Genomic DNA, 13076 nt, shown 5'->3' on the forward strand with positions numbered 1-13076 from the left:
TTAAAACAGTTAAGAACATAACGCTCTTTTTATATTTTATTACCATCTTGGCTCAAATCATGAGCGTTAAGATCAGCGACATTTTTGCCACCTGCTGGTAAATCCTCACTTTTACGAGGGTCAGCATATACTTCGTCAGTCTCTTGGGAAGCCTGCTGAGGACCGTCAATTTCAGGATCGTGCTTACGACCTTCATAGCTGTCTTTTGGGTTTTCTGGCGTATTGGGAATAGGATTATTTACTGGTACTACCGCTTCATCATTAGGCTGCTCGTTATCTACAATAACTTTTTCACTACTACTGGTTATATTAGAATTAACTGTCATGGGTCATCCCTCTCATAATCATATCGGTTTATATTTGTCATTATTTATAAGTAGTAAGCCTACTTATCAGTACGTTGTTGCTCATCTATAAAAGGAGTCTTTTCTGCATCAGTCAAGTCTTCTGGTTGGTTCGCTGCTTTATCCTGCTGTAAGTTTTTATCGATCTGTTTAGCATCTACTTTTTTGATAGCTTCATTGATCTCTGATTTGACGTCTTGGTTATTGTTTGAGCTACTCATAAGGTCTCCTACACATAGTTGAGGGACATAATTTAGGTCGATGTCAATCATCGCTGTTTCACTAAGTATAGATAATTGCAAGATAAGCATACTAGTGTGCTGCGGTTTCAATGTGTGTATATATGTGAGCTAAAACCAACGTTTGTAACTGGTTATTTTTGACAAAAAAAACTAAGCACAGAATATATCTATGCTTAGCTGGCTGTTATCTATCTAATCTTATGCTACTTTTTAAGTATTGGCTTGTAAACGAGGTACTAGGACTCACCTACTCTGTTAATAGTTTTAAGTAAATAGTCTTGAGCGATGTGAGGCGTTTCATCGGCTTTTGGTTGCAACTGCTGCCAATTCCCTGCGCTATCCAAGGTCCATGCTTGCACATTGTCTTGTAGATAGTTTTGCAGCCCATCTTCAAAAATTTGCTTAAATATTTTTTTATCTTTTATAGGAAAGGCGACCTCTACTCGGTGAAATAGATTGCGATCCATCCAGTCGGCACTAGCACAGTACATACGCTCATTACCATTATTATGGAAATAATAAACTCGCGTATGCTCCAAAAAGCGACCAACGATAGAGCGTACCGTAATATTCTCAGACAGGCCTGCTACTTGCGGACGCAAACAACACATAGAGCGCAATATTAGTTCAATCTTTACCCCAGCTTGTGAGGCATCGTAGAGCTTGTCGATCAGACGACGCTCTGTCAAGGCATTGGCTTTGATAATAATATGTGCCCGCTTGCCCGCTTTGGCATAAGTGATTTCGTCATCGATAAACTGAATAAGCTGATCATGCAAGGTAAAAGGGGCATGAAGCAACTGTTTCAAGTTAGCAGGCTTACCCATACCCGTCAGCTCTTGAAATATATTATGCACATCCTCTGAGATATTAGGGTCAGCGGTGAACAATCCATAATCAGTATAGACTTTGGCATTGGCTGCATGATAGTTACCTGTGCCTAAATGCACATAACGGCGAATCTTGTCATCTTCACGACGGACGATAAGAATCAGCTTAGCGTGAGTCTTATAGCCAACGATGCCATAAACCACTACTGCCCCTGCTTCTTGCAAAAAGTTGGCTACTGCAATATTTGAAGCCTCATCAAAACGGGCTCGCAGCTCAATAACTGCGGTCACCTCTTTACCGTTACGCGCGGCTGCGGCGAGCGCTTGGACGATCTCAGAGTTCGTACCAGAGCGATATAAAGTCTGCTTGATGGCTAATACTTTGGGATCATTGGCAGCTTGCCAAAGCAAATTAACCACAGGCGAGAATGAATAAAAAGGATGATGAACTAGGACATCGCCTTTACGCATCGCGCCAAACATACTAGTGCTGCGATCTAATTTATCAAACTCACGGCGAAAGGGCTTAGGCAGTATTTGAGTAAAAGGCTGATAGCGTAAGTTTGGAATATTGAAGTCAAAAAGCAGTCGCGTTAAGTTGACAGGACCATTGACGCGGTACAGCTGATTGTCATGCAGCTCAAACTGATTCAGCAGATAATCACTGATAGGCGTTGGACAGTCCGTTGTCACCTCAAGTCGAACTTTATCACCAAAGCGACGGTTTTCAAGCTCACCCTCAAGCGCCTTGGCGATATCATCCACATCATCCGCTAAGTCAAGATCAGCATTACGAGTCAGTCTGAACTGATGACAGCCCGTAACATTCATCCCAGGGAATAGATCACCGATATGCTCATGGATCACCGCTGAGAGCATAACATGATGCTCTTTACCGCCCGTCAACTCATCTGGCAGGCGAATGACGCGGGGCAAGCTACGCGGGGCTGGCACGATTGCCAAATTAATATCGCGACCAAAGGCATCTTTGCCCTCTAAGCTTGCGATAAAGTTTAAGCTTTTATTGACTAGACGAGGAAAAGGGTGCGCAGGATCAATACTGATCGGTGTCAGCACGGGTGAGACTTGCTCGATAAAATAACGCTTCATCCAAGCAGACTGCTTGGCATTTAGCTCATCGCGCTTTAGGTAGCGGATATCTTGCTTAGCCAATGCTGGCAGTATATCTTCGTTCAAGATACGATACTGTTCTTCAATCGCTTGGTGCGCAATCGTTGAGATTTCGTTCAAAGTCTCGCTTGGGCGCATACCATGGGGACTATGAGGCGCATCACCTAGATTAAGCTTTTGCATCAAGCCTGCGACACGAATCTCAAAAAACTCATCCAAATTAGATGAGAAAATTATTAAGAAGAACAAGCGCTCAAGCAGCGGATGTAACGGACTAGCGGCTTGGGATAAGACCCGCATATGAAACTGTAAAAGAGACAAGTCACGATTGATATAGCTGCTTGATGAATAACTGCCATCATCGAAGCGATGCCAGTTAATTTGGGTGATATTATTTTTTGTGGTATTCGAGGAGTTAGTTGCTGTTGACACGGGTGTACTCTTTATAGGTTTGGTTTCAGGGGCGGCTGGGTTTTGACTTGTGCTAGTCGCTAATTTTGCGTGAGCAACTGATGTATCGTCAACACTTGGATTCGTTTTTATTGTTTTATCAGCATCATTACTTTGGGTCATGACCTAAGCTCCTCTTAATTAAGGTTTGTTGAGTCAGTTGATTGAGGTAATTATTGTATTTTTGACTGTATTCCCAAACGCTACCATTAACCAATTAGCCGGCCAAGCCACTTATGGCAAAGCGGCATTTTTTAGGCGTTTTTTAATAATGCGTTGCTTGTTACGCAAGCGCTTGTCATTACGATTATCTTGATAATATTTTGGATTAGTCAAAGAGGCAATAAGCAGCGCTGACTCATCACGGTTGAGATCATTGGCTGATTTGTCAAAATAGTGCTGGGCAGCGGCTTCAACACCGTAAATGCCATTGCCAAATTCAGCCACGTTAAGATAAGCGGTCAAGATACGTGGCTTATCCCAAAACGTTTCTATCATAAGAGTGATAACGGCCTCTTCACCTTTGCGCACATAAGAGCGATGCGAGGTTAAAAATAGATTCTTAGCCAACTGTTGAGTAATCGTTGAGCCGCCAGCTGACATCTTACCCGTTGCTTCATTCTTTTTTTGCGCCGCTTTTATACCATCAAAATCAAAACCACCATGCTGACTAAAGGTTGAGTCTTCACTGACGATAGCGGCTTGTTTGGCTGACTTGGCAATCTGATCGTACTCAACCCAAGTCTGGGTGACATCGCCACCGGTCAGCCTATGAGTGAGCATAAACATACTATTATTGATAGGTTGAGACTTCCATAATAATAGTAGTCCTGCTACTAATACATGAAAAGCCACTATCAGTGTAAGGACTGCCCATAATAGCCGTTTGATGAATCCGCCAAAACTTGTCATGTATCAGGTGTCCGATTGATGAATGGTGCTAAGTAGTAGGATATATTACCCAATCTCGCTATCGCTGTCACGGCTGCTGTTATTATTTACCTGATTTGTTTATGATATAAAGCTGATTTTTTATACAGTAAAACTACTTTTAATATAAGTCACTACTATGAAAAACCTTGACCTTGCTAATAATATTCGAGTCCTGCGAGCTGACATTATTGCTGCTATACCTAACTTAGCTCAGCATCATGAGCAGTGGTGGTTATTGGGTACCTCTGGCTGTCATTTGTGTGATATCGCCGCACAGATAATGGCGCGCTTGCAAGCAGTGCAACCTCTCTCTTATCAGACCATTGATATTATTGAGTTCGATGAAGATTTGATGATGCTATTTGCCACTAATATTCCTGTACTATTAACTCAAACTCAGCGTTTAGATTATCCTTTTTCAGTATTGGATTTGCAGCAACTATTATAATTTTTCGATTTTTTTCTCTTTTGTTTAAATCATTCTGTCTTACTTAAGATAAATATTAAGTCTAACTTCTTACTCACACAAAAGGTTACATTTCATTTTATTGATTATTGATATACATGATTGTTGCTAAATCTTTGATCTTTGTTATATCCTATCATTTACCTATTTGTTAACATAATGACTGGTATCTTGTTAACAAAATGACTAATATCAGTTCAGTGAGAAAAAAGGAGAGCTAAATTGGAGCACAACTCAAAAATAGATAGAGCAACGCTAGTTCAGATGTTCCGTGAATTTATTGAATCTGAATATGTCATTGATGATCAAGAAACCCAAAAGCCTTTTGAGTGTGATGGCTTATCAGTATATTGTGATATGCCCTTTATCGTAGCCATACCCGAAACTGTTGAACAAGTTTGTAAAGTGATGCAGATTTGCTATCGCTATCAGATTCCAGTAGTGGCGCGCGGCGCAGGCACAGGCCTTTGTGCAGGGGCAATGCCTAATCCTGATGGTGTGTTACTGGTCATGTCAAGGTTTAAGCACATTCTTAATATCGATCCGCTTGCTCGTAGTGCTCGTCTGCAACCTGGCGTTCGTAACCTTGCCATCAGTGAAGCCGCGAGCTTTTATGGTCTTTATTACGGTCCCGATCCCTCCTCACAAATTGCCTGCTCAATCGGTGGTAACGTCGCTGAAAACTCAGGTGGTGTTCATTGTCTAAAATATGGTTTAACCACTCACAATTTACTCAAAGTTGAAATGGTGACGGTTGAGGGCGATCTGATCAGCATCGGTAGTGAAGGACTTGACAGTAACGGGTTTGATCTAATGGCTCTCATTACGGGCTCTGAAGGTCTACTTGGCGTCATTACTGAGGTCACTGTTAAGCTACTGCCGAGTCCTGAAAAGGCACAAGTTATTATGGCAGCCTTTAGCGATGTTCAAGCAGCAGGGGATGCCGTTGGTGCTGTCATTGCCAAAGGCATCATACCCGCAGGGCTTGAGATGATGGATAGCCCTGCCATTATCGCAGCCGAAGCGTTTGCTCATGCTGGCTATCCAATAGATGCCCAAGCCGTGTTGCTCTGTGAACTAGATGGTAGCGAAGCTGAGGTTCAAGAGCAGATTGCAGAGGTTGAGCAGCTGTTTATTGAGCTTGGGGCAACTTCTACGCGCGTCTCGCAAAGCGAAGCAGAACGCGCGCTATTGTGGAAAGGTCGCAAGTCGGCGTTTCCAGCGGTAGGTCGCATCTCCCCCGATTATTACTGTATGGATGGCACTATTCCACGAGGTCAACTGGCTTATGTCTTGACCGAAATGCAAAAACTCTCTGAACACTATGGTCTAAAAGTTGCGAACGTATTCCATGCTGGTGACGGCAATCTACATCCGCTTATTTTATTTGATGCCAATGTACCAGGCGAGCTTGAAAAGACCGAAGAATTTGGTAGTAAAATTTTAGAGCTTTGCGTAGCAGTCGGCGGTTGTATCACAGGCGAGCATGGTGTCGGTGTCGAAAAGATTCGTCAAATGGCTGTTCAATTCACCGATCAAGAGCTGACACAGTTTCATGCCATCAAACACGCTTTTGATCCTATTGGCACCCTAAACCCCGGTAAAGGCATTCCGATACTCAAACGCTGTCAGGAGTACCGAAGTCTTGATGATATAAAATTTGAATCGGAAAACCAGTTAAAAGGAGATCTGGCATGACAGACATCAGTCAGATGCTAATTGAGCGAGTAAAACAAGCCAATAAAGACGGCACTAAGCTACAAATTATCGGCGGTGGTAGTAAAGCTTTTATGGGTCGCACTCCTACGGGCGAGCCTATCAATCTGAGCGAACATCGTGGTATTACCAGCTATGAGCCCGTCGAATTGGTGCTTACAGCTCGAGCTGGAACGCCATTAATTGATATTCACAAAGCACTAGCAGAGCATAATCAATGTTTAGCGTTTGAGCCGCCATTGTTTGACAACCAAGCCACCTTAGGCGGTACTTTGGCCTGTCACTTATCAGGACCTGCGCGACCTTGGAGTGGTTCAATCAGAGATCATGTGCTGGGCGTGCGTTTGATCAATGGGCGTGCAGAGGAGCTACGCTTTGGCGGTCAAGTCATGAAAAACGTCGCAGGTTATGATGTCTCAAGGATGCAAGCGGGTGCTATGGGCACGCTAGGTATTATCACTGAAGTCAGTCTCAAAGTCATGCCTAGACCTGCTGCTACTGCGACTATCAAGCAACCAATGCCTGCCGCTCAAGCTATTGAAACTATGAATCGTCTCTCTGCTCAATCCAAGCCATTAACAGGTGCTTGCTGGCTTGATAATCATCTTTATCTACGCTTAGCAGGCGCACAAAGCGCTGTCGACAGTGCCGTTGATCAATGGCAAGGGAAGACCTTACAAGAAGGAGAGGTCTTAGCAGACAACAATGACTTTTGGCTTAAGCTTCGTGAACAGCAATTGGATTACTTTTTGGGTTCAGAACCCTTGTGGCGATTCTCAGTCAATAGTAATGCCGACCATAGTCTGCCCAATGAAAACTGGCTTATCGACTGGGGCGGTGCTCAGCGCTGGCTTCGTGGCGACTTTTCTACAGAGGAGCTTGAGAGCATTGCTGAGCGTATGGGCGGTCAAGTGAGCTGTTACCGTGGTGGCAATAGAGTGCAGGAAGTGTTTCATAATCAGCCGGCAGCGCTACGCCAGCTTCACAAAAGACTTAAGCTTGCTTTTGATGCCAATGAAGTTTTTAATCCTGGTCGCTTGTATAGCTGGATGTGAGCTTAATAAAAAGGAGCGCATGATGCGAACCAAAATCAATGTTAAATATTTAGATCATCAAGATATCCAAGAAGCAGATGCTATTTTGCGTAGCTGTGTCCACTGCGGCTTTTGTAATGCTACATGCCCCACTTATCAAGAATTAGGTGATGAACGTGATGGGCCTCGCGGTCGTATTTATCTAATAAAGCAGATGCTTGAAACTGGCTCAGTTAGTGAAAAAACGCAACGGCATTTAGACCGTTGTCTGACTTGTCGTAGCTGCGAGACCACTTGCCCTTCTGGCGTAAAATATGGTCGCTTAGCCGAAATTGGCCGCGATATTATGGAGACTGAAGTAGCAAGGCCTGCTGATCAAAAACTAACGCGCTGGCTACTTAGACAAATACTTCCTTACTCAAATCGATTTGGATTTCTGCTACGACTAGGGCAGCTGTTTCGCACGTTTTTACCACGCGACTTAAAAGCTAAAGTTCCTGTCAAGCAAGTTAAGCTTTCTATGCCTGCGCCGCAGCCACAGTCACACTTACGCCGTATGCTGGTATTAGAGGGCTGCGCGCAACCTTCAGCGACCCCTAATACCAACATTGCAGCCACTCGCGTATTGGATAAACTTGGCATTAGCTTGTTTTCCGCTCCTAAAGCTGGATGCTGTGGTGCTGTCAGCTATCACATGACAGCTCACGAAGAAGGACTGGGCTTTATGCGGCGAAATATCGACGCCTGGTGGCCAGATATTGAATCAGGCATTGAGGCCATTGTCATTAATGCTTCAGGATGTGGCTCTATGGTCAAAGAATACGGTGAAAAACTAAGTCATGACCCTCATTATGCAGCTAAAGCCAAGCGGGTCAGTGACTTGACTTACGATTTAAGTGAGATATTGATTAAAGAAGATTTGGGCAAATTAGGATTAAAAAAATTAGGACATAAGACAGCGGTTCATTGCCCCTGCTCTTTACAACATGCCCAACAGTTAGGCGGTCATGTCGAGCAGATATTGCAACAAGCGGGTATTGAGCTTTCTCGCACACAAAACGGACACTTATGCTGCGGTTCAGCGGGTACTTACTCTATCCTGCAACCTGAATTGAGTCAGAAACTGCTGTCTAATAAATTGACCGACCTTACCGTGGGCAATCCTGATCAGATCGTCACTGCAAATATTGGTTGCCAGCTTCACTTAGAAAGCCGATCTACAATCCCCGTTAAGCACTGGATTGAATTATTAGATATGTCATAACATTAAATAGGGATCAGTTGTGATAATTATGAGCTAAAAGTTAGATATGTAGATAAACTCATATAAGTAAACTTATATTCGGTTAACGGGATACTGGTAAAAAACTCTTATTAAGTAAAAATCAGCTATTAATATCCTTCAAATATAGTACTGGCATAGCTTTTAGAATATTTAATTTGTATTCTTTAGCTGAATGCCTATTATTTATTTTATCAATATACTAAAAAATCGTTTACTAATATCTTATATTTTTCTAGGATTTATAAATAAATTTTGCTACATTGAATAGGAATATTAAGTACAAAAGTAAAAGAACTCATTTGATCTTCTAAATGGGTATCGTTCTCTGTAGTAACTATTATTTACTTTAATAAGCTATAGATTTTTTTGTTTCAAAAAATGAATAAATATATGTTTTGATAATGCTCAAACCATAATTCTAATTATCTTTAACAAGGATGTTGATGATGTATACCCTTCTGGCCTTAGCGCCAATTATTGTGGTTCTAGTTTTACTGGTGATCATGCGTCTACCAGCCAAAATATCTATGGGCGTTGCCTATCTAGTGACCGCGCTTCTAGCATTGTTTGTTTGGCAAGCCAGCGGTGCTCAAGTAGCCGCTGCTACTGTAAACGGTGTCATCGTTGCCCTCACGCTGTTGTTTATTGTATTCGCCGCAATTTTATTGCTGAATACTTTAAAGGAGGGTGGCGCTATTGTCGCTATCCGTAAAGGCTTTATGGACATCTCACCTGATAGGCGCATTCAAGTCATTATTGTGGCTTGGTTATTCTGCTCGATGGTAGAAGGCTCATCAGGATTTGGTACGCCTTCTGCTATCGGTGCACCGTTGTTGCTCGCTTTAGGTTTCCCAGCGATGGCGTCAGTTATGGCTGTATTAATTATTCAATCGACACCCGTATCATTTGGTGCTGTTGGGACGCCGGTATTACTAGGTGTTTGGACTGGTATTAATGATAAGCAAGATATAGCACAAGCGATTGCGCCACTCTCGCCTGAGAATTATCTACTGCAAATTACAGGTAATATCGGCCTGATACATGCGTTAGTAGGTTTTTTAATTCCGTTACTTTTAAGTGGGTTTTTGACCCGATTCTTTGGTACAAATCGTTCTTTCGTTGAAGGGCTCAAAGTATGGCCTTTCGCTATATTTGCTGGTCTCAGCTTTACCATTCCTTATTTTTTAGTGGCCAAGTATCTAGGTCCTGAATTCCCGTCATTGGTTGGCGGTTTTATTGGTCTTATGATTGTGCTTCCTGCAGCAAAGCGTGGCTTTTTAATGCCTAAAAACACTTTCGATTTTGCGCCACGCGCTAAATGGGATAAAGACTGGCTCGGCTCGTTACCTGAAGAAAAGTTTGATGACTCTATTGCACCAAGATTTTCTTTAGTTAGAGCGTTTTCTCCTTATCTTATCGTTATTGGCTTATTGATCATCACGCGAGTCATTGCACCGCTTAAAGCATTTTTGACAGGTAGCTTGACTACTGTAGAGTTTACCAATTTGTTTGGTACGACCATATCTAGTAAAATACAACTTGCCTACTCTCCAGGTACTATTCTTATTATTGCCTCTTTAATATGTATTTTGTTATTTAAAATGAATGGTCAAGCGGTAAAACGTAGTTGGAGTAACTCGGCAAAAACGATGGTAGCTGCTGCACCAGCTTTGCTATTTTCGGTACCTATGGTGCAAGTATTCATCAACTCTGGCTCAGCTGCTGACGTTGTGAATTCGCTACCTGCTATGCCTATATTATTGGCTGAGAGCGCTGCTGGTGCCTTTCAAAATGGATGGCCAATTGTGTCTCCATGGATTGGCGCAATGGGTGCGTTCATTGCAGGTTCTAATACCGTCAGTAATATGATGTTCTCTTACTTTCAGTGGTCAACAGCTAGTCAAATTGGTTTCGATACTAATCTTGCAGCACAAGTAGTCGCACTACAAGCGGTAGGCGGAGCCGCTGGTAATATGATTTCTGTGCATAACGTAGTTGCCGCTTGTGCGGTAGTGGGTTTAATGGATAAGGAGGGTTATGTCATCCGCAAAACCTTAGTGGCGATGATCTACTATGTCATTCAGGCAGGTTTGATCGGTATGGGCATTATTTTTGGTGGATTAGTATGGTGGATATTGGCCGTTGTTTGGCCGATTGCCTTCTTTGGGCTTATGTCGATCAGCAGTAAAAAAGCCAATGTTCAAAGCTCGTAGCTTATCATTCACAAGTCACAACTCGTAAAGTAACCGTTGAGGCTAAAGCTGGCGCTGTTAGAGAACTTCTGATAGCGCCAGCTTTGTATCTTCATTACTTTAATAGTTACTATAATAATTAACCCCACTCTCAACTTGAAATAAGCAAATCAAACTGAAGAGGCGGATTACCAAGTTTTTTGTTGAGTACAAAGCACAGATTGTGTGAAAGAATCTTACGAATCAATCGATGAGACAAATGCCATAAATCTCTTGCTCGTACCCTTTGTATATTAAATCGTTCTGATAGCTGACCAATGACTGTTTCAACGATACGGCGGGCTTTCATTAGCCGCCTTACCACAGGTTTGGGTCTATCCTCTTTCATGTTGGCTCTGAGTGGCGTTTGTAAATCCACGCCTTGAGCATCGTAGTACGATGTCAGACTAGGGCTGATATACCCTTTATCAGCGCCAAGTAGCCCATGAATATGAGTGGTGATTTCTGGGGCAACCGCTCTTTCATCAACATTGGCAGGAGCAAAGGTAAAGCCTTTAATCATGCCCGATAAGTTAACAAGCAAATGGCCTTCAAAGCCATAGTACCTCTCTTGCTTAGCGGCACAGTAGCTAAAAGCTGCTAAGTCTTGATAATTCTTATGCCGATAAGCGCGTCCATAATGACAGACGGGTATCGGAAAGCCATCCATAAAATGAATGTTGTCACGGCCTTCAATTTGACTGACTTTATCTTGTATCTGCTGTTTGACTTGCCACAGATTGGCGCAGTGCTTTGCGAAGTTAGGGTATGAGCCGATGGCTGGAAACCAGTCTTGCCAATGCTGGGTAAAGTATTGCCAAATTTGTTTGTCTTGATCAAGGTGTAAAAATTCACCGACCATCTCCATGCAAATAACCTCAGGATCACTTAGCTTTGGCGCGTAACCTGCACTTCGCAAGGGTTTGATGACGACTATTTTGTAATATTGCTCTACCATTAAATAGATATTGATGATAAATTCGTCTATGGGCATCTCACAACTCCATTGTATTCTTGGTCGAAAACAATAGATTAGTGAGGTGCTCTTCTTTTTTCAATCACTTTCGAAGTTGAGAGTGGGGTATAATTACTGTATTTTCGCTAAGATATTATATTGAATTTATAGCGGTCATTATATAATAGCGACCGCCAGTGATAAGAAATAAGGATAAATCCCATGACAGACTTAACAAAAATAACTGAAATTGAAGACTTGCGACGAGTAGCCGAGCGCAAAGTACCGCGTATGTTCTATGATTATGTCGACTCAGGCTCATGGACTCAGACCACTTACCGTAATAACGAGACTGACTTTGATCGTATCAAGCTGCGCCAGCGTGTGCTAGTTAATATGGAGAATCGCTCGCTGGCGACTACGATGATCGATGAGCAAGTTTCTATGCCAGTCGCCATTGCACCAACGGGCTTCACGGGGATGATGTGGGCGGATGGCGAGATTCATGCCGCACGCGCGGCTGAAAAGTTCGGTGTGCCGTTCTCACTCTCGACCATGAGTATCTGCTCAATTGAAGATGTCGCTGAGAACACCAGTGCGCCATTTTGGTTTCAGCTGTATATGATGCGCGATCAGGATTTTATCGCCAATTTGATTCGTCGTGCAAAACAAGCCAATTGCTCAGCGCTGATCTTAACCGCTGACTTGCAGGTGCTCGGTCAGCGTCACAAAGATATCAAAAACGGTCTATCCGCGCCGCCAAAACCAACCTTGGCTAATATCCTCAATCTAATGACTAAGCCGCAGTGGTGCATGAATATGCTCGGTACCAAAAGACGCACCTTTGGTAATATCGTTGGTCATGCCAAAAATGTTGAAGACCTCTCATCACTATCAGCATGGACAGCTGAGCAGTTCGATCCCGCGCTGAGCTGGGATGATGTCTCCCGTATCAAAGATATGTGGGGCGGCAAGCTGATTATAAAAGGCATTATGGAGCCAGAGGATGCGATATTAGCCGCGCGTAGTGGTGCCGATGCGCTGGTGGTCTCCAATCATGGTGGCCGTCAGCTCGATGGTGCGCCCTCCTCTATTGCCGCGCTCAGCGATATCGTACAAGCAGTGCGCGCGGAGAATAGCCAAATTGAGATTTGGCTCGATAGCGGTATTCGCTCAGGGCAAGATGTGCTAAAAGCTATCTCATTAGGAGCAAATGGCACGATGATTGGCCGAGCATTCCTATATGGGCTTGGTGCTTATGGCGAGGATGGCGTACGCCGAGCACTGGAGCTAATCTATAAAGAGTGCGACACAACTATGGCGTTTTGTGGTCATACTGATATTAATGATGTCACTCAAGATATCTTAGTCAAAGGCTCGTTTGAGCATCTCAAGACTGCAGCGCCTTTTATAGCGCCACCCCCTTGGTAAGCGCTGATAGCCAGTGCTAATAGCTCGT

General features: G+C 43.3%; 11 protein-coding genes. 6 read left to right on the forward strand and 5 right to left on the reverse strand.

The annotated features are described in order from the left end of the window. Nucleotides 1-29: 29 nt before the first annotated feature. The 4 genes from Q9G97_RS09680 to mtgA all read right to left on the reverse strand — a co-directional run bounded on the left by Q9G97_RS09680 (nt 30) and on the right by mtgA (nt 3909). Entirely contained in the window at nt 30-326 is a 297-nt protein-coding gene (locus tag Q9G97_RS09680) for a hypothetical protein (RefSeq protein WP_201569781.1), read from the reverse strand. A gap of 59 nt (nt 327-385) precedes the next feature. Beyond that, nucleotides 386-565 (reverse strand): hypothetical protein, encoded by a 180-nt coding sequence (locus Q9G97_RS09685; protein WP_305898636.1) that lies wholly within the window; start codon nt 563-565, stop codon nt 386-388. A 257-nt stretch (nt 566-822) separates the two neighbouring features. Next, complete coding sequence (ppk1, locus tag Q9G97_RS09690; RefSeq protein WP_305898637.1) at nt 823-3120, reverse strand: polyphosphate kinase 1; 2298 nt, start codon at nt 3118-3120, stop codon at nt 823-825. A 111-nt stretch (nt 3121-3231) separates the two neighbouring features. After that, entirely contained in the window at nt 3232-3909 is a 678-nt protein-coding gene (mtgA, locus tag Q9G97_RS09695; RefSeq protein ID WP_305898638.1) for a monofunctional biosynthetic peptidoglycan transglycosylase, read from the reverse strand. A 157-nt stretch (nt 3910-4066) separates the two neighbouring features. Here mtgA and Q9G97_RS09700 point away from each other — a divergent pair, with 157 nt between their 5' ends. The 5 genes from Q9G97_RS09700 to Q9G97_RS09720 all read left to right on the forward strand — a co-directional run bounded on the left by Q9G97_RS09700 (nt 4067) and on the right by Q9G97_RS09720 (nt 10644). Next, nucleotides 4067-4378, forward strand: a complete 312-nt coding sequence (locus tag Q9G97_RS09700) for a glutaredoxin family protein (protein ID WP_305898639.1) — start codon at nt 4067-4069, stop codon at nt 4376-4378. A gap of 240 nt (nt 4379-4618) precedes the next feature. After that, the gene (locus tag Q9G97_RS09705) at nt 4619-6094 is read left to right on the forward strand and encodes an FAD-linked oxidase C-terminal domain-containing protein (protein ID WP_305898640.1); all 1476 of its coding nucleotides are present in this window, start codon (nt 4619-4621) and stop codon (nt 6092-6094) included. Further along, entirely contained in the window at nt 6091-7167 is a 1077-nt protein-coding gene (gene glcE / locus Q9G97_RS09710; RefSeq protein ID WP_305898641.1) for a glycolate oxidase subunit GlcE, read from the forward strand. Before Q9G97_RS09705 ends, glcE begins: the two co-directional genes overlap by 4 nt. A gap of 19 nt (nt 7168-7186) precedes the next feature. Next, nucleotides 7187-8410 carry a glycolate oxidase subunit GlcF gene (gene glcF, locus Q9G97_RS09715; protein WP_305898642.1) on the forward strand — a complete coding sequence of 408 codons (1224 nt, stop codon included), beginning with the start codon at nt 7187-7189 and terminating at the stop codon, nt 8408-8410. Nucleotides 8411-8877: 467 nt separating this feature from the next. Beyond that, nucleotides 8878-10644: an L-lactate permease gene (locus Q9G97_RS09720; RefSeq protein ID WP_305900317.1), complete on the forward strand. Its 1767-nt coding sequence runs from the start codon at nt 8878-8880 to the stop codon at nt 10642-10644. A gap of 130 nt (nt 10645-10774) precedes the next feature. On the opposite strand, the gene Q9G97_RS09725 is transcribed toward Q9G97_RS09720, so the two are convergent. Then, complete coding sequence (locus tag Q9G97_RS09725) at nt 10775-11656, reverse strand: IS982 family transposase (RefSeq protein WP_305898643.1); 882 nt, start codon at nt 11654-11656, stop codon at nt 10775-10777. Between the two features lie 183 nt (nt 11657-11839). On the opposite strand from Q9G97_RS09725, the gene Q9G97_RS09730 reads away from it, so the two are divergent. Beyond that, nucleotides 11840-13048 carry an alpha-hydroxy acid oxidase gene (locus tag Q9G97_RS09730; RefSeq protein ID WP_305898644.1) on the forward strand — a complete coding sequence of 403 codons (1209 nt, stop codon included), beginning with the start codon at nt 11840-11842 and terminating at the stop codon, nt 13046-13048. Nucleotides 13049-13076: the final 28 nt, after the last annotated feature.

The sequence above is a fragment of the Psychrobacter sp. M13 genome (assembly GCF_030718935.1).
In the GTDB taxonomy this organism is placed as follows: Bacteria; Pseudomonadota; Gammaproteobacteria; order Pseudomonadales; family Moraxellaceae; genus Psychrobacter; species Psychrobacter immobilis_G.